The sequence below is a fragment of the Janthinobacterium sp. BCJ23 genome (assembly GCF_059617945.1).
Genome location: NZ_JCAQAW010000001.1, coordinates 474117 through 491225 on the forward strand (window position 1 = coordinate 474117; position 17109 = coordinate 491225).

Annotated in this window: 12 protein-coding genes and 2 pseudogenes; 2 read left to right on the top strand and 12 right to left on the bottom strand. The window is 62.9% G+C overall.

The genetic code is table 11. The features are described 5' to 3' along the window. Positions 1-56: 56 nt before the first annotated feature. From AC54AG_RS02145 to AC54AG_RS02165, 5 genes are all read right to left on the bottom strand, one after another. Positions 57-611 carry a hypothetical protein gene (locus tag AC54AG_RS02145; RefSeq protein ID WP_496629379.1) on the bottom strand — a complete coding sequence of 185 codons (555 nt, stop codon included), beginning with the start codon at positions 609-611 and terminating at the stop codon, positions 57-59. A gap of 42 nt (positions 612-653) precedes the next feature. Next, positions 654-1912 (bottom strand): IS3 family transposase gene (locus tag AC54AG_RS02150; protein WP_496629380.1). Its coding sequence is split into 2 segments (ribosomal slippage): positions 654-1573 and positions 1573-1912, totalling 1260 coding nucleotides; the frame shifts between segments, so codons are not numbered across the junction. A 54-nt stretch (positions 1913-1966) separates the two neighbouring features. Further along, on the bottom strand, positions 1967-3148 hold the full coding sequence (locus tag AC54AG_RS02155; RefSeq protein ID WP_496629381.1) for a dipeptidyl-peptidase 3 family protein: 1182 nt from the start codon (positions 3146-3148) through the stop codon (positions 1967-1969). A 48-nt stretch (positions 3149-3196) separates the two neighbouring features. Beyond that, positions 3197-4909, bottom strand: coding sequence for a methyl-accepting chemotaxis protein (locus AC54AG_RS02160; protein WP_496629382.1), 1713 nt, complete (start codon positions 4907-4909; stop codon positions 3197-3199). Positions 4910-5053: 144 nt separating this feature from the next. Continuing rightward, the gene (locus AC54AG_RS02165) at positions 5054-5653 is read right to left on the bottom strand and encodes a short chain dehydrogenase (protein ID WP_496629383.1); all 600 of its coding nucleotides are present in this window, start codon (positions 5651-5653) and stop codon (positions 5054-5056) included. 112 nt (positions 5654-5765) lie between these two features. Here AC54AG_RS02165 and AC54AG_RS02170 point away from each other — a divergent pair. After that, positions 5766-6683 (top strand): annotated as a pseudogene (locus AC54AG_RS02170) (LysR family transcriptional regulator). A 9-nt stretch (positions 6684-6692) separates the two neighbouring features. Here the strand turns inward: AC54AG_RS02170 and AC54AG_RS02175 are convergent. Genes AC54AG_RS02175 through AC54AG_RS02185 form a run of 3 tightly spaced genes read right to left on the bottom strand, consistent with a single transcriptional unit; the run spans position 6693 to position 11017 of the window. Beyond that, a complete protein-coding gene (locus AC54AG_RS02175) occupies positions 6693-8168 on the bottom strand; it encodes an efflux transporter outer membrane subunit (protein WP_496629384.1) in 1476 nt (491 codons plus the stop codon). 50 nt (positions 8169-8218) lie between these two features. Beyond that, complete coding sequence (locus AC54AG_RS02180; RefSeq protein WP_058050139.1) at positions 8219-9817, bottom strand: DHA2 family efflux MFS transporter permease subunit; 1599 nt, start codon at positions 9815-9817, stop codon at positions 8219-8221. 6 nt (positions 9818-9823) lie between these two features. After that, positions 9824-11017 (bottom strand): HlyD family secretion protein, encoded by a 1194-nt coding sequence (locus tag AC54AG_RS02185; protein WP_034747407.1) that lies wholly within the window; start codon positions 11015-11017, stop codon positions 9824-9826. 144 nt (positions 11018-11161) lie between these two features. Between AC54AG_RS02185 and AC54AG_RS02190 the strand changes: the two genes are divergently transcribed. Continuing rightward, complete coding sequence (locus tag AC54AG_RS02190) at positions 11162-11881, top strand: TetR/AcrR family transcriptional regulator (RefSeq protein ID WP_034747405.1); 720 nt, start codon at positions 11162-11164, stop codon at positions 11879-11881. 23 nt (positions 11882-11904) lie between these two features. Here the strand turns inward: AC54AG_RS02190 and AC54AG_RS02195 are convergent, their stop codons facing one another. The 4 genes and pseudogenes from AC54AG_RS02195 to aceF form a co-directional block, all read right to left on the bottom strand. Then, complete coding sequence (locus AC54AG_RS02195; protein WP_496629385.1) at positions 11905-13080, bottom strand: hypothetical protein; 1176 nt, start codon at positions 13078-13080, stop codon at positions 11905-11907. A gap of 256 nt (positions 13081-13336) precedes the next feature. Beyond that, positions 13337-13529 (bottom strand): annotated as a pseudogene (locus AC54AG_RS02200) (oxidoreductase dimerization domain-containing protein); the annotation flags it as partial. Positions 13530-13597: 68 nt separating this feature from the next. After that, a complete protein-coding gene (gene lpdA, locus AC54AG_RS02205; RefSeq protein WP_456150822.1) occupies positions 13598-15385 on the bottom strand; it encodes a dihydrolipoyl dehydrogenase in 1788 nt (595 codons plus the stop codon). A gap of 10 nt (positions 15386-15395) precedes the next feature. Then, positions 15396-17054, bottom strand: coding sequence for a dihydrolipoyllysine-residue acetyltransferase (aceF, locus tag AC54AG_RS02210; RefSeq protein ID WP_496629386.1), 1659 nt, complete (start codon positions 17052-17054; stop codon positions 15396-15398). Positions 17055-17109: the final 55 nt, after the last annotated feature.

Below are 17109 nucleotides of genomic sequence, written 5' to 3' on the forward strand. Positions count from 1 at the left end.
AAAAAAAACCGGCGCAGAGGCGCCGGCTTTTCAGACTGACAATAATCAAAGTCAGCTTATTTCTTCGCCGCCTGGTCCAGCGCGCGGGCCGTGACGAATTCCGGGCGGATATCGTTGGGCACGGCTTTCATCTTGTCGAGCGCCACCTGCACTTCAGGGCGGATGACCACGTACTTGCTCATCATGTCTTTCGCACGCGCATAGTCGCCCGTTGCCTCGATGGTCAAAAATTCACGGTCCAGGTCAATCACGGCCTGCTTGATCTTGCCAAAATCGACGCCGAACTTGCCGTCGCCCAGCGAGACAAAGCCGCCCTTGTCGAGGATGTAATTCATCTGGATGGCCATGCCGCGCGCATGCGAATCCGTCAGGCCGAAATGCAGGGTGCGGAAACCGGAGGCAAGGAACGTGTTGTACAGCTTGCGCTCAGCCGCGTCGCCCTGGCCCAAGGTATCCTTGAGCTGCCCCTTGTCCATCATGTAGCGCAGCGCAAACAGGCCCGTGATGTCGGCCTTGGCTTCTTCGATGGTCGAATACGCTTCCTTCAAGTCCTGGCGCGGCGTCGATGGCTTGCCGTCGACGACGGTCGCGTGCGGGCCCAGGCCGTGCATGATTTTGATCTTGCCCCCATATAACCAGACACAGCCAATCGTTTAGTTAGCGCCGCTTTCCTGAGCCCGGCGCGCCAGCTCCCTCCTGAACATGCGAGGCGATTTCCATTTCAGCGACGAATGCGGATGGACCTCGTTGAAGTGCATAAAGGCGTCTGGCAGTTGAGCCAGAACGATTTCTGCGCTGCTGCGGTCCATCAAGTTCACGTAGTCCCGTTTAAACGTGTTCACGAAGCTCTCAGCCATGCCGTTCGACTGCGGGCTGCATACCGGTGTATGCACCGGTTCAATCCCAAGTGCGCGCACCAGCGCGTGCGTTTCATGGGCTCGATAGGCGCCGCCGTTGTCGCTCAAGAATTCCAGCCTGGTCGAGCCGACGCTGGCCTGGCCGAATCTTGTCTCGACCGCTTCCACCAGCATGTCGCGCACGGGCTCGCCAGGCAGGCCACGTTCGGCCCACGCACGCCAGGCAATGATTTCTCGGTCACAGCAATCCTTCATGAACACACCGGTCACCACTTCGCCGTTGTCGCAGGCGATCTCGAAGCCGTCCGAGCACCAGCGCTGATTGGGTTCGTCCACCGCCACCGCGCCATTGTGCACGCGGCTGCTCACTGGGCGTTTCGGCGCCTTGGGTAGCAGCAGACTGTTCGCCTTCATCACGCGATAAAACCGCTTGTGATTGATTGCTGGCAAGCCCATCAAGGCGCGCGTGCGGTTGACCAGAGCGCCAGCCCGGCGGTAGCCATAGGTCGGCAGCGCTGTAATCTCGGCGCGCACGGCGTCGACCAGGATGGCGTCGGCAGGTTGGTGGAACGTCTGAGTGGTACGCCCGTCGATCCAGTCTGCGGGACGAACCAGCAACTGGGCTACGTGTGAGCGCGCTACGCCAAGGGCAGAGCAGACCGGCTTCACTGGTCGTCCGTGCCCGACAAGGGCGAGCGCGCAATCCACTTTTTTTCGCGAGCAAACTCGACGGCCTCCTTCAGGATTTCCGCCTCCATCGTCTTCTTGCCGAGCATGCGCTGCAACTGGGCTATCTGCGCGCGTGCAGCGGCCAGTTCGCTCGCTGGTACCACCGATTCGCCAGCAGTGACCGCCGTTAGCGCGCCTTCCCGTTCGAGCTTACGCCAGTTGAACAACTGGCTTGCACCGACGCCGTGCTTGCGAGCGACCAGCGACACGTTCATGCCTGGCTCGTAAGTCTCGCGCACCAGCGCCGCTTTTTCCTCGGCAGACCAGCGCCTGCGGCGCTCCTGGCTCACCGTCACCACCTCGATTGTTTGCTTGTTCCTAGTCATATGCACAGTCCTATTCCTATCCGTAAGAATAACGCATAGGCTGTGTCTGGTGAATCAAGGGGCTATTTCAATTTCATGCGCGAGGATGTGCGTGAAGAAGGAATTGAAATCGACGTCCTGCTGCGCTTCGGGCGTGAGCACCAGTTTCGAGATCGGCGTCAGGGTGGCCTTGAACTTGGCTTCCTGCACATTTTTCAACATCACGCGCTTGGAGCCGCGCGCGCTGATGATGCGCTCGTCGTTCGGCAAGTTGTAGGCAGCCGTCTGCACGGCCATGTTGCCGTCGCCAGCGCCATACACCTGGTTGACCACCACCATCGGCGCCAGCGCGCCCACCTTCGGGTTGCGGTACCGGGCGTCGAGCGGCAGGTTGTCTTCCAGTTCCTGCATGTGCTTGGCGAAGAAGTTCAGCTTTTGCGTTTCCGCCTGGTCGCGGATGTTCACGTACGCTTCGAACGCGGCCTTGTAGCCGAACAGCTCATCGTTATACGTCTCGTACGGGCCGATGGTGATGTCGACGGGCGAATCGAGGTCCATCCAGGCGAAATCGGACGGCAGATAGTCGTTGTCGAGGAAAGCCTTGGCGCGCAGGGTCAAAAATTTCTTCAACGACGCGTTGTCCGTGGCGGCGGCAGCTTCATCAAGAAGCTTGGCCAGCTGCTTGAGTTCCACCTTGTATTCGTCCGAATACTTGACGGTCTGGTATTTGCCATCCTTGCCCGCGCGAATCGTCGTGAAGAACCATTGCGCCTGCTGCTTGTCCTCTGGCGACAAGCCATTCATCCACGTTTCCAGGCTGGCCTTGGTGGCGCCCTGCGGATAGAAATTGCCCGCTTCCGGCTTGTGCGCGGGAATGGCGATGCCGGCATAGCTGGCCGGCATGAACGAGGCATGCGCGTCGAGCACCGACCACGGCCCCTTGTTGATCCAGAAATAGTTCAGACGGGCCTGTCCCAGCTTTGACGTGTCCTTCTTCAGCGCCGCCCACAGCGCTTCATTGCCGGACCAGCGCTGGCGCAGCTGCAGCACGTCGACCAGCTTGGCCGCTTCGACCAGCTTGGCGATGGCCTGGCGGTCGCCGGCCGACAGGTGCGTGACATCGGCCGTCAGCGCGACGGGTGCGTAGCGCGCGCTCATGGCCGCCAGTTGTTGCGCGGTGGCCGGGGCTGCCGGCGTTGCGGCGCAAGCGCTGCCGACGGCGGCAGCCATCAGCAGGGGGAACAGGATACGTTTCATGGGGACCTCAGCAAACAATGTAAGGTCCCGATTGTAAACGAGCGCCGCTTAAAACTCTTCCCATGCGTCATCGGCGGGCACCTTGGAGGCCAGCTTTTTCGGTGCCGGCTTCGCTGCCGCCTTGAGGACCGGCCTGAAAGCAGTCACGGCGGCCGGACGCGCACGCGCCGGCTGCGGCGCCTGCAGCGGCACTTGCGAGTTGTCGAGCTTGAAGATGCTGACCACCTGCGACAGGCTGCCGGCCTGCGCTTCCAGCGACGCGGCGGCCGAGGCCGACTGCTCCACCAGCGCCGCATTCTGCTGCACCACCTGGTCCATCAGGCCGACGGCCTGGTTGACCTGTTCGATGCCGGACGACTGCTCGCGCGTGGCCACACTGATTTCGCCCATGATGTCGGTCACGCGCTTGACGCTGTCGACAATATCTTGCATGGTCGTGCCTGCTTCATCGACCAGGCGCGCGCCCGTGCCGACGCGCTCGACCGAGTCGTCGATCAGCGACTTGATTTCCTTGGCGGCCTGGCTGGAACGCTGGGCCAGGCTGCGCACTTCGGTGGCGACGACGGCAAAGCCGCGGCCCTGCTCGCCGGCGCGCGCCGCTTCCACGGCGGCATTGAGCGCCAGAATATTCGTCTGGAAAGCGATGCCGTCGATCACGCCAATAATGTCGACTATCTTTTTCGACGATTCGTTGATGGCGGCCATGGTCTGCACCACCTGCGCCACGACGGCGCCGCCCTTGACGGCCACACCCGAGGCCGATACGGCCAGCTGATTCGCCTCGATCGCGTGCTCGGCGTTCTGCTTGACGGTGCCCGTCAATTGCTCCATCGACGTGGCGGTTTCCTCGATCGAGCCGGCCTGCTGTTCCGTGCGGTTCGACAGATCCAGGTTGCCGGCCGCTATTTCGCGCGAATTGGTGGCGATGGTCTGCGTGCCGGCGCGCACCTGGCTGACAATGGCCACGAGGCTGTCGCGCATGCCGCGCATGGCGTACAGCAAGCTGTCACGGTCGTTCGGCCCGGTAGTGATGGTCACTGCCAGGTTACCAGCGGCAATTTCACCGGCGATGGCGGCCGCGTAGTCGGGCTCGCCGCCGAGCTGGCGCAGCAAGCCGTGGCTGATGCGCCAGGCCGCGATGGTACCGATGGCGATCGCGCCCAGGCACAGCAGCACCATGAAGAAGAAAAAGCTGCGCGCCACCGTGCTTGCGCTGTCGGCCTGTTCGCGGCTCATCTTTTCTTCGAGGTCGATCAGCTGGTTGACGGACGCAAGCCAGCCCGTGAAGGCGGCGGCGCCCTGCTGCTGCAGCAAGGCGGTGGCGCCGGCCACATCGTCGGCCAGGCGCAATTGAATCACCTTGGCGATGATCGGCTGGGCCTTCGCTTCACTGGCCTTGATGGCGGCCAGGGCCGTGCGTTCCGCTTCGGTCACGCCCTTGCCGCTGCCGATGATCTGGTCGAGCGGCGCGGCGGCCTGCGCGTAATTGGCGGCCAGCGTTTCGATGCGCGCGATTTCCGGCTTGGCCGACGCCGCGTCGGCCGCCAGCACCACGTCGCGCAGGGCGATCGCGCGGTCATGCACGCTGCCACGGAAATTGATCGCATGGCGCTGCTTGACGTTGTTGACGTCGCTGATACTGGTGAGGATGGCGTCGATCTTTTGCACGCGGTTGATGCCGAGTGCGGTAACGATGATCAGCAGCAACAGGACCAGGCCGAATCCCGTATAAAGCCGTGTGCTGATTTTGGTGCTTTGCATATCCGTCTCATCCATTCATTCATGAAAATGTCCAAATTCTTCATCACCATGATGTTGACATTTGGAAATAAAAGTTAATTTATCATGAATGGAAGCAGGCTGCCTGAGGCCGGTCAAAAGCAGCCTTTTTTGCGGCTTTGAGACCTACCACACGCGGTAGACCTGCCCCGTTTGCGCCCCTTCCACGCTGCGGCTGTAGGCCAGCGCCACTCTGCTAGCGGCGGCCGGCTCGAAGCCATAGAAGAACGGGCCATACGCTTCCAGCGACTCTTCCAGCACCGTCGGGCTGACGACATTGATGCGCACGCCGCGCGCCAGTTCGATGGCGGCGCCCCGTACAAAACCTTCCACGGCCGCATTCGTCATGCTGGCGGCCGCGCCGAAGCGGATCGGCTGCTCGGCAACGATGCCGCTGGTCAAGGTAATCGAACCGCCATCGTTCAGGTATTCCTGCGCTACCTGCGCCACGTTGACCTGGCCCATCAGCTTGCTGTCCAGGCCCAGCTGGAATTGCTCGGGCGTGAATTCGGCCAGGGGGCCGAAATGCAGCTTGCCGGCCGTGACGACGACGGCGTCGGCCCTGCCGATGCGCTGGAACAGGGCGCGTACTTGCGCGATGTCGCCCATGTCGGTCTGGTGCGTGCCCGTGCGGCTGCCCACTTCGATGATTTCATGGCGCTGCGCCAGTTGCGCGGTGACGGCCTTGCCGATGGTGCCGCTGGCGCCGATGATGACGATTTTCATGCTGCTTCCTTGTGTGGGTTGAACGATGGAGCCAGTATGCGCCGCTTTCAGAAAGGAATAAATGCGCTAGAATTTACAAGATTACCAACTCACAGTTTTCAATCAAGGCGACATGGATAAATTGCGTAGCATGGAAATCTTTGTGTCCATCGTCGACCAAGGCAGTTTCACGGCGGCCGCCGACACCTTCCGCATCTCGCCCGTGATGGTGGGCAAGCACATCAAACAGCTGGAAGAGCGGCTGGGCACGCGCCTGCTGGCGCGCACGACGCGGCGGCAAAGCCTGACGGAAATCGGCCGGCAATACGTGGAGCAGTGCCGCCAGATCCTGGCGCAGATCGCGGCGGCCGAAACGGGCGCCGAAGCGATGCGCGCCACGCCGCGCGGCAAGCTGAAGATCACGGCGCCCGTGTCCTTCGGCAGCGAATGCATCGCGCCGCTGATGGCCGACTATCTGACGTCCTACCCGGACGTGAGCCTGGAGCTCAATTTGAATGACAGGATGGTCGATCTGGTGGAGGAAGGCTTCGATGCGGCCATCCGCATCGGCAAGCTGGAAGATTCCGGCATGGTGGCGCGGCCCTTGCGGCCGTATGCGATGGTGATCTGCGCCTCGCCCGCCTACCTGGCAAAGCACGGCACGCCGCGCACGCCGGACGACCTGGCGCGGCACGAATGCGTGGATTTCATGCAGTGGTCGCGCCACATGCGCTAGCGTCTGAGCGGCAAGGAAGCGCGCCACGATGGCGCTGCGGCCGAGAGCCGCTTCCGCTCGAACAATGGCCAGGCGCTGCGCATGGCGGCCCTGCACGGCTTCGGCATCGTCATGCAGGCGGAGATTTTACTGGCCGACGATATCGCGGCGGGACGGCTGGTGCCGCTGCTGGCCGATTACGTGCCGGCGCCGCGCCTGATGCATGTGCTGTATCCGCGCGACCGCCAGCCCACGCCGAAGCTGACAACCTTCATTGATTTTCTGCTGGAACGCTACGGGCCGGCGGCGACACCGCCACCGGCCACGCTCACGTAATCGTCGTACCTAGTTCGCTTTGACGGTCGATGGCGCGGAAGCCAGCTTGGCCAGCTCGCCGTCCGGCTGCCAGCCAGCACCTAAAGAACGGGCCACGGCCACCGTCGCCAGCAGGCGCTGGGTCTTGATCTGCGCGGCGGCGCGGTCCGCTGCCAGCGAACTGCGCTGCGCGTCCGTGACGTCCAGATAGGTCGAGATGCCGCGCTCGTAGCGCGTGCGCGCAACCAGGTAGGCGCGCGCCGCCGCTTCCTGCGACAGAGCCTGGGCATCGCCCTGCAACTGGCGCTGCTCCACGTCGGACAAGGCATCTTCCACTTCGCGCAAGGCCGTCAACAGCTTCGTTTCATGGTTCGCCACGGCTTCCGCATAGCGCGCCTTGGACAGGTCAAGATTGGCCTGGTTGCGGCCGCCGTCGAAGATCGGCAGGGACAGGGCCAGCGGGCCAAAGCTGAACTGGCGCGAACCGCCTTGCGCCAGGTCGCGCAGCTTTTCCGACGCATAGCCGAAATTGCCCGTCAGTTGCAGCGTCGGATAAAACGCGCCTTCGGCCACGCCCACTTGCGCGTTCGCCGCGCGCAAGCCCGCCACGCTGGACACGAGGTCCGGGCGGTGCGCCAGCAGGCTGGCCGGCAAGCCGACAGGAATGGCAGGCGGCAGCGGCAAGACGGACGGATCGGCGGCCACCGGTAATTGCAGCGCCGACGGCGGCTTGCCCGTCAGGGTGGCCAGGCTGTTTTCCAGCTGGTTGCGCTGGCGCTTGACTTCATGCAGGTCGGCCTGTGCGTTCGACAGCTCGACTTTCGCGCGCGCCAGGTCCAGCTCATTCGTCAAGCCCGCGTTGAAGCGCGCTTCGACCAGCTGCGCCGATTCGCGGCGTGTGTCCAGCGCGCCATTCAAAATGGCCATTTCCGCATCGAGTCCGCGCAGCTGCCAGTAATTGCTGGCCACTTGCGACGACAGCATCAGCAGCACGCCGTCGCGGTCCGCTTGCGCCGCCAAGGCTTGGGAATCGGCCGCTTCGACTATGCGTTTTACACGGCCCAGCAAGTCGACTTCATACGACAGCGTGGCGCCCGCGGAAAAATTGTTGCCGCTGATGGAGCGGTTGCCCTGCGCCAGGCCCTGCGAAGTGTTGGCCGAGGTGCGCGAGTTCGAGATCCCCGTGCTGACGTTCACGCTCGGGCCCTGGTTGGCGCGCGCCGTGCCGCTTTGCGCCAGCGCCTGCAGCAAGCGCTCGCCAGCCGCTTTCACGCTCGGGTTGTCCTGCAGCGCGCTCTGCTCGAGGCGGTTCAGGGTCGCATCGCCGTAGATGCTCCACCACTCCTTGGGCAGTTGCGCGGCGTCCGCCGCGGCCGCGCCATGGCGGAAGGTGCCGGCGCCGGCGACATTGCCCGGCGCGGTGAAATCCTGGCCCACGGTGCCGCAGGCGGACAGCGCCACGGCAAGGGAAGCGGCCAGCGCGATTTTCGTCAATACTGTTTGCATGATGTGTACCTTCTTGTTCTTGGAGTGCTGCACGTGCGGGCTGTGCGCGGTCAATGACCGCCGCCACCGCCACCGGGAGCTTTGAGTTTGTCGGCCAGCCACAGGGGCACGATGCAGGCCAGCAGGATAGCGCCGATCAGGAAGAAGCCATCGTTGTAAGCCATCACATACGCTTCGCGGCGCACGATGCCGTCGATCGCCTGCAAGGCCTGGTTGCCGGCCGTGACAGCGTCATAGCCCTTGGCCATGAACGACGACGTCAGCTGGTCGATGCGCAGCTGCGTGGCGCTGGAATAGGCATTGATCGCTTCGCCCAGGCGCTGCGAATGAAAATGCTCGCGGGTGCTCAGGGCCGTGGCCAGCAGGGCGATGCCGATCGAGCCGCCCAGGTTGCGCGTCATGTTGAACAGGCTCGAAGCGGACGGCATGTCCTTCGGCGCGATGCCCTTCATGGCGAAGTTCGACAGGGTCAGCATGACGAAGGGCTGGCCCAGCGCGCGCACCACCTGCGACCACAGCAGCTGGTCGTAGCCGGTGGATGCATCCATGTAGGCATTCATCATGCACGAACCGCCAAACAGCAACAGGCCGAACGAACACAGGATGCGGTTGTCCACCACGGATGACAGCTTGGCGACAAACGGCATGATGAACAGCTGCGGCAAGCCTACCCACATGATGACTTCACCGATCTGCATTGGCGAGTAGCCGGCGATCTGGCCCAGGAACAGCGGCAGCAAAAAGGCCGAGCCATACAGGCCCATGCCCGTCACGGCCGACAGCACGGTGGCCACTAAAAAATTGCGCTGGCCGTACAGGCCTAGGTTGACGAACGGTTCGGCGCGCGTGGCGCTGGTGACGACCCAGCCCAGGATACCCACCAGGGCCAGCGAGGCGAAGGCGATGATGAAACCGGAGTCGAACCAGTCCTTCGAGTTGCCTTCTTCCAGGAATATGGTCAGGCAACCAAGGCCCAGGGCCATGAAGAAGATGCCCAGCCAGTCGGCCTTCCAGAACATCTCGAGCTTCATCGGCTCCTTGTCGAGGCCATAGATCATGCCGGCGATCAGCAGCACACCCGGCACCCAGTTGATGTAGAAGATCGATGGCCAGCCATACAGCTCGCTCAAGTACCCGCCCAGGGTCGGGCCCATGGCCGGCGCCAGGGTGGCCGTCAGGCCGAAAATCGCCATGCCGACGGCGCGCTTCGACGGCGGCAGCTTGAGCATCACCAGCGTGAACGCCATCGGGATCAGGGCGCCGCCAGTGAACCCTTGCAGCATGCGGAAGACGATCATGCTTTCCAGGTTCCAGGCCGTGCCGCACAAAGTGGAGAACAGCAGGAAGAAAGCGGTGGTGCCGATCATGTAGGTACGCAGACCGAACACGCGCGCCAGCAGCGCGGTGAGGGGAATGACGATAATTTCGGCTACCAGGTAGGCCGTGGAAATCCACGAGCCTTCTTCCTGGGTGGCCGACAGCGAGCCAAGGATATCCTTGAGCGAGGAATTGGTGATCTGGATGTCGAGCACCGCCATGAAGGCGCCCAGCATGCCGGCGGCGACCGCCAGCCAGGTGCGCCCGGAGACTTTCTCGTCGATCACGGGAAACGCTGGCGGCTTCGCCAGCGTGGTGGAGGGGCTGCTCATGGAAGTTTAGTGGGTGGTGGACTGGGCGGCTGGAGCAGCAGCGTGGCGCGCGGCCGGCTGCGTTTCAGGCTGATTGACTTCCACTTCGGCGATCACCGACATGCCCGGCACCAGGCGGCCATTCATGGCCTTGATGTCTTCCGGCTGGAAGACGATTTTCACCGGCACGCGCTGGACGATCTTGGTGAAGTTGCCGGTGGCGTTATCGGCTGGCAGCAGCGCGAATTGCGCGCCCGAGGCAGGAGCGAAGCTGTCCACGGTACCGACCAGTTTCTTGCCCGGCATGGCGTCGATGGTCACGTGCACGCTCTGGCCGCGGTGCAGGTCGGCCAATTGCGTTTCCTTGAAGTTGGCGGTGACCCAGACGTTGTCCTGCACGATGGCCGTCAATTGCTGGCCAGGCTGCACGCGCATGCCCGTTTCCACGTTGCGCTTGCCGATGCGGCCGGCGACAGGGGCCAGGATGCGGTTGTATTGCAGCTGCTGTTCCGCGTCCTTCAATTGCACGCGCAGCACGGCCACTTGCGCCTTGGCCACGTCGCGCGCAGCTTGCGCCGCACCGATCTGCGCCTTGGCGGCCGACGCGCTGTCGCGGCGGGCGGCCAGGTCGGCCACGGCGCTCGAGCGGGCCGCATTGGCCGCGTCGAGTTCCGCTTTCGAGACGGCTTTCATCTGGCTCGTGTACAGCTGGCCATAACGGTCCGCATCCTGTTTTGCGCGCAGCAGTTGCGCATCGGCTTGCGCCACTTGCGCCTGGGCGCCACTGGCTTGCGCCTGCACTTGCGCGATCTGCGCGTCCGCTTGCAGCACTTGCTGCTCGGCGCTGGCGATCTGCGCGGCGATCTGCTCGGTCTTCACGCGCTGGTCGAACGGGTCGAGTTCGGCGATCACGTCGCCCTCTTTCACCATTTGATTGTCGTCGATGAAGACCTTGGTGACGACGCCGGAAATGCGCGCCGAGACGGGATGCACGTGGCCGGCCACATAGGCGTTTTCCGTTTCCACGAAATAGTGGCTGCGGTACCACATGCGCGCGCCGGCGCCCAGCGCCACGAGGACGATCAGGCCGGCGATGATTTTGACGCGGTTGTTCGGTGGTGCGGAGCTGGCGGAGGCGGCGGGCGCGGAAGGGGCGGCAGGGGCCGCGGGTGGGACGGCGCTCAGCACTTTGTGCTCTGCTTGGCCTGGCTGGTTGGACATACTCGCTCCGGAAATGAAATGATATAGGTTCATTATTGGGCAAAGAAAAGTCAAAGTCAAGAAATGAAACGATTGCATTTCATTTTAATTTGCACTACAGTGTGAGCCATCACTTACCTTCCAACTTATAAAGAGACCCAGACCATGTCCGATCCCGGCCTCAGCGATACCTTGCCTACCGATAAAGAATCGGGCGACACCGCCCAGGAGCTTTCCTGCTGCGGCAAACCCGCCGGCCGCCCGCGCGCGGCCGACATGGAAGCGCGCATGGACAACCTCCTGCACACGGCCGGCTGCCTGTTTCTGGAAAAAGGATATGGGAAGGTGAGCCTGGAAATGATCGCCCGCGAAGCCCATGTGGCCGTGCGCACGATTTATGTGAAGTTTGGCGGCAAGTCGGGCTTGTTCAATGCCGTGGTGGAATTGCGCCGCGCCGCCTACTTCTCGACCATGCCGGCCCTGGAAACGGATATGCGGCCCCTGCCCACCATCCTGGGCGAGTTCGGCCTGCTGTTCGTGCAACTGGTCACCATGCCGGCGGCCATCCACCTCAATCGCATGGTGGTGGCCGAAGCGGCCACGCATCCTGAACTGGCGGAAACGTTTTACAAGGTGGGACCGGGACAGACGCGCGAGATGCTGACGAGGTTTTTCAGCCGCCCCGACATCGCGCCGCTGTTCCGCGCGGAACTGGCGCCGGCCATGCTGTCGCTGCACCTGCTCAATTGCCTGCTGGGCGACCAGATGTCGCGCCTGCTGTTTCCGCCGCAGACGCAACCGGACGTGGCGCAATTACGCGCCAAGGTTGCCGTCAGTCTCGACCTGTTCCTGCGCGGCACCCTGCGCCAGCCGTTGGCGGACTGACGCGGAAAGGCTGGCCCAGGAAATCAGCCAGGGCGGCTGCAGTCTGCCGGCGACGCCGCTTCGGCGTGTTCATCGTTCAAACCCAGCGCGCGCAGGAAAGGCTGGGCCGCCGACGCGCCATCGACAGTGAGTGGAGACTCACTTCCATCGTAGCGGTCCGGGCCATAGCGCATCAGGTCGAACGAGGTTTCAAAGCGCTGCGCCAGGAAATACGTGCGGAAGTAATCGAAGGAAAACGCCACCTGGCCATCTTCCCGCAGCAGCAAGCCATGCGCATACAGCGGCGCCAGCCAATCCCCGGCCGCCATGCTCCAGCCCTTCACGCCGCAATAATCGCTGGCAAAGCGCTCCAGCTCCGCCTCGTTGAGGAAGACGCTCTTGGCTTCGAACATCACGAACGCCAGCTCGATCAGGAATTCACGCGCATCAGCAGCCGCGCCGGCGTCCACGCGCTGCTGCGCGCCCGCCTTGCCCAGCAAGCCATCGAGATAATCGCGTTCGCCTGCCAGCTGCGGCAGCAAGGTGGCAAACACATACTCGGCATCCACCTGCCCCGTTTCCTGGCCATTCGGCGTGTACAGCACCGACAGGGCGAAGTTCTTACTCACGTCATCGAACTCGCGCAGGGACACCGTCCACCGCGTGCCTGGCGCGCCGCCATCGGGCGCTGCCTCGCCCGTGCCGAACTCGAGCACGGCAAACGCCGCCATCTGGCCACTGGTATCGTACAGGCTGCCGGAATTGCTCTTGAACAAGATGCCCAGCGACTTCATGAGCGAACTGGCATCGCCCGTATGCTGATGGCCATGGAACACGGCGTGGATATTCTTGTAGTGCGCGCGCTGCTCGGCACTGGCGTGCTCATCGGCGGAGAAAAAGCTGAAACCGGCATTGCCCAGCGCCGCAGCGGCGACACCCTGCGCGCGGCTGCCCGGCACCAGGTAGAAACGCGCGCCAGGCAAGCTGGCCGCCTGCAGCAAGGGGCGCAGGAAGTATTCGTAGACATACACGGGCGTCGTGCCGGCACAGGCGTCGGGCGCCACCAGCTGGCCCGTGAAGAAAATCGCATCGATCCGCTTGCCCGCCGCCAGGATAGCGGCCACATCCTGGTACAAGGCATGCAGCATCACGGCTTGCTCTTGTTCGTCAGCCCGGCGCAAACGGACGTCGGCAATATGAAGGGCGGTAAATTTTTTCATCGTTGCAAAGCTCTCTCAGTACAGCGGAACTTGACCGTATCCCACGCTGGCAACATTCCTGGAAAAATCACGCGTTTCCGTCGAAGCAAAAGAAAAACATGGTGACAGACCTCCATTCTGCCACTTTTTCCACACGGCAATACTCACCAATTTTCACAAGGCCCCGCTACACCACGTTTTACTATGATGCAGATCAAGGGAAATAAAAAAACCGGGAACATGTCCCGGTTTTTTTGTACTGAAAGTTAACGCTTCATCAGCGCTTGCGCGGTGGAGGCAAGTCCGTGCACACGCCTTCGTACACTTCGGCGGCCATACCGATCGATTCGCCCAGGGTTGGATGCGGATGGATGGTCTTGCCGATGTCGGTGCCGTCGCAGCCCATTTCGATGGCCAGCGCGATTTCGCCGCCTCATCGTTCCCCTGTCGCCCGCGTGCGTGCCGACGATGGCAGGATAATAAAAAAACCCCGCAATCGCTTGCGGGGTTTTTAGTGTTACGACACAGCGCTACAACATCAGCGCTTGCGCGGCGGCGGCAAGTCCGTGCACACGCCTTCGTACACTTCGGCGGCCATACCGATCGATTCGCCCAAGGTCGGGTGCGGATGGATGGTCTTGCCGATGTCGGTGCCGTCGCAGCCCATTTCGATGGCCAGCGCGATCTCGCCGATCATATCGCCCGCATGCGTGCCGACGATGGTGCCGCCGATGATGCGGTGCGTTTCAGCGTCGAACAGCAGCTTGGTGAAGCCTTCGGCGCGACCGTTGGCCACGGCGCGGCCCGAAGCGGCCCACGGGAAGTGGCCCTTCTCGACCTTGATGCCCTTGGCTTTCGCTTCGTCTTCCGTGATGCCGGCCCATGCCACTTCCGGATCCGTGTAGGCGACCGATGGAATCACCTTGACGTCGAAGTGCGACTTCTGGCCGGAAGCGGCTTCCGCTGCCACGTGAGCTTCATGCACGGCCTTGTGCGCCAGCATCGGCTGGCCCACCAAATCGCCGATGGCGAAGATATTCGGCACGTTGGTGCGCATCTGGCTGTCGACGTTAATGAAACCGCGGTCCGTCACTTGCACGCCCGCTTTGTCGGCGGCCAGCTTCTTGCCGTTCGGGCTGCGGCCCACGGCCACCAATACCAGGTCGTAGATCTGTGGCGCCGGTGCGGTAGCACCTGCTTCGGCCGCTTCGAACGTGACCTTGATGCCTTCCGGCAGAGCCTCGACGGCCACCGTCTTGGTCTTGGTCATGATGTTGTCGAAGCGCTTCTCGTTGAACTTCTGCCACACCTTGACGGCGTCGCGGTCCGCGCCCTGCATCAGGCCATCCATCATTTCGACCACGTCGATGCGCGCGCCGAACGTGGAATAGACGGTCGCCATTTCCAGGCCGATGATGCCGCCGCCGATGACCAGCATGCGTTTCGGGATCTGGCGCAATTCCAGCGCGCCCGTCGAATCGACGATGCGCGGGTCTTCCGGCACGAAGGGCAGTTTCACCACGGAGGAACCGGCGGCGATGATGGCTTGCTTGAACTGCACGACTTTTTTGGAGCCGTCGCCTGCCGTCACTTCGATGTGGTTCGCGGACAGGAACTGGCCCACGCCCGTGACGACTTGCGTCTTGCGCGCCTTGGCCATGCCGGCCAGACCGCCCGTCATGTTCGAGATCACGCCTTCCTTGTACTTGCGTACCTGGTCGATGTCGATCGTCGGCTTGGCAAACGTCACGCCCGTGTTGGACATGTGCGCCGTTTCATCGATGACGGAGGCGACGTGCAACAGCGCCTTCGACGGGATGCAGCCCACGTTCAGGCACACGCCGCCCAGGGTCGCGTAGCGCTCGACGATGACCGTCGACATGCCCAGGTCGGCCGCGCGGAACGCCGCCGAATAGCCGCCAGGACCGCCGCCCAGCACCATCATGTCGACGTCGATGTCGACCTGGCCGCTGTAATTGCCGGCCGGGATGGCGGCAACGGCTGCAGCTGGTGCCGCCGCTGCAGGAGCCGGAGCCGCTGCAGGCGCAGGAGCGGCCGCCGGTGCGGCTGCGGGAGCTGCAGCACCTTCCGACGCTTCCACCACCAGCAGCGCGCTGCCTTCGGCGATCTTGTCGCCGACCTTGACCTTGACTTCCTTGACGACGCCGGCGTGGGTCGATGGGATCTCCATGCTGGCCTTGTCCGATTCCACCGTGACCAGCGACTGGTCCACCTTGATGGTGTCGCCGACCTTGACCATCAGCTCGATGACTTCGACTTCCTTGAAGTCGCCGATATTCGGTACTTTTACCTCTACTGTGCTCATCAATCGCTCCTTACAGCAGAATTTTGCGCATGTCGGCCAGGACTTCGCCGAGGTACACGGAGAATCGCGCGCCCATCGCGCCATCGACCACGCGGTGGTCGTAGGACAGCGAAGTGCCCATCATCAAACGCGGCTGGAAGGCCTTGCCATCCCATACCGGCTTGATCGAGGCTTTCGACAGACCCAGGATCGCGACTTCCGGCGCATTGACGATAGGCGTGAAGTGCGTGCCGCCGATACCGCCCAGGGAGGAGATCGTGAAGCTGGCGCCCTGCATGTCGGCCGGTTTCAGCTTGCCTTCGCGCGCCTGCAAGGAGAGTTCCGTCATTTCGCGGGCGATCTGCGAGACCGACTTCTGGTCCGCGCCCTTGATCACGGGGACCACCAGGCCATTCGGCGTGTCGGCAGCAAAGCCGATGTTGTAGTACTGCTTGAGGATCAGGTTCTCGCCCTTGGCATCCAGGGAAGCGTTAAACGCGGGGAATTTCTTCAGCGCGGCAACGGACGCCTTGATGACGAATGCCAGCATGGTCAGCTTGGCCGCATCCTTGTTCTTCGCATTGGCCGCGTTGGTGTCGACGCGGAACGCTTCCAAGTCCGTCACGTCCGCTTCGTCGAACTGCGTGACGTGCGGGATCATGACCCAGTTGCGGTGCAAATTCGGGCCCGAGATTTTCTTGATGCGCGACAGCGGCAGCAATTCGGTCGTGCCGAACTTGCTGAAGTCCAGCGACGGCCATGGCAGCAGATCCAGGCCCACGCCCGAACCGCCTTTGGCGGCGACCGGCGCATTCGGCGCGGCGACGGCGCCCGACATCACGCCCTTGACGAAGTTCTGCACGTCTTCCTGGGTGATGCGGCCCTTCGGACCGGAACCGCCCACGCGGGTCAGGTCCACGCCCAGTTCGCGCGCGAACTTGCGGATCGATGGCGACGCGTGTGCCAGCTTGCCGTTCGCTGCAGGAGCGGCGGCAGGAGCTGGTGCAGCGACCGGCGCCGAAGCGACGGCGGCGGCTGGCGCGGCGGCAGCTTGCGCAGCCGGTGCTGCTGCAGCAGCGGCAGGTGCAGCAGCAGGAGCGGCAGCGCCACCGGTCGTTTCCACGACCAGCACCAGGCTGCCCTTGGCAACCTTGTCGCCGACCTTGACTTTCAATTCCTTGACGATACCGGCATGGCTCGATGGGATTTCCATGCTGGCCTTGTCCGATTCGACCGTCAGCAGCGACTGGTCCACCTTGATGCTGTCGCCGACCTTGACCATCAGTTCGATGACTTCGACTTCCTTGAAGTCGCCGATATCGGGCACGGTCACTTCGACCAGGGCTGGCGCGCCGGCAGGAGCGGCAGGTACTGGCGCGGCGGCGGGGGCGGCTTCAGCGGCAGGTGCTGCGGCCGGGGCGGCAGCGGCCGGCGCAGGCGCCGAGGCGTCGTCCGCCACTTCCAGCAGCAGGACCAGCGAACCTTCGGCGATCTTGTCGCCCACGTTGACTTTCAATTCCTTGACGACACCGGCGTGGCTCGATGGAATTTCCATGCTGGCCTTGTCCGATTCGACCGTGATCAGGGACTGGTCGACCTTGACCGTATCGCCTGGCTTGACCATCAGTTCAATGATCTCGACTTCCTTGAAATCGCCGATATCCGGGACTTTGACTTCCACAATGCTCATAGCTTGCTCCGTTATTTTATTTGTCAGATGGACCCGCACACACGCCAGGGCGGTA

Excerpts from the sequence above, each read along its gene's own strand:
- AC54AG_RS02195 (WP_496629385.1), bottom strand. The coding sequence starts at position 13,080 with ATGAAAAAATTTACCGCCCTTCATATTGCCGACGTCCGTTTGCGCCGG.
- lpdA (WP_456150822.1), bottom strand. The coding sequence starts at position 15,385 with ATGAGCACAGTAGAGGTAAAAGTACCGAATATCGGCGACTTCAAGGAA.
- AC54AG_RS02145 (WP_496629379.1), bottom strand. The coding sequence starts at position 611 with ATGCACGGCCTGGGCCCGCACGCGACCGTCGTCGACGGCAAGCCATCG.
- AC54AG_RS02185 (WP_034747407.1), bottom strand. The coding sequence starts at position 11,017 with ATGTCCAACCAGCCAGGCCAAGCAGAGCACAAAGTGCTGAGCGCCGTC.
- AC54AG_RS02180 (WP_058050139.1), bottom strand. The coding sequence starts at position 9,817 with ATGAGCAGCCCCTCCACCACGCTGGCGAAGCCGCCAGCGTTTCCCGTG.
- AC54AG_RS02165 (WP_496629383.1), bottom strand. The coding sequence starts at position 5,653 with ATGAAAATCGTCATCATCGGCGCCAGCGGCACCATCGGCAAGGCCGTC.
- aceF (WP_496629386.1), bottom strand. The coding sequence starts at position 17,054 with ATGAGCATTGTGGAAGTCAAAGTCCCGGATATCGGCGATTTCAAGGAA.
- AC54AG_RS02155 (WP_496629381.1), bottom strand. The coding sequence starts at position 3,148 with ATGAAACGTATCCTGTTCCCCCTGCTGATGGCTGCCGCCGTCGGCAGC.
- AC54AG_RS02190 (WP_034747405.1), top strand. The coding sequence starts at position 11,162 with ATGTCCGATCCCGGCCTCAGCGATACCTTGCCTACCGATAAAGAATCG.
- AC54AG_RS02175 (WP_496629384.1), bottom strand. The coding sequence starts at position 8,168 with ATGCAAACAGTATTGACGAAAATCGCGCTGGCCGCTTCCCTTGCCGTG.
- AC54AG_RS02160 (WP_496629382.1), bottom strand. The coding sequence starts at position 4,909 with ATGCAAAGCACCAAAATCAGCACACGGCTTTATACGGGATTCGGCCTG.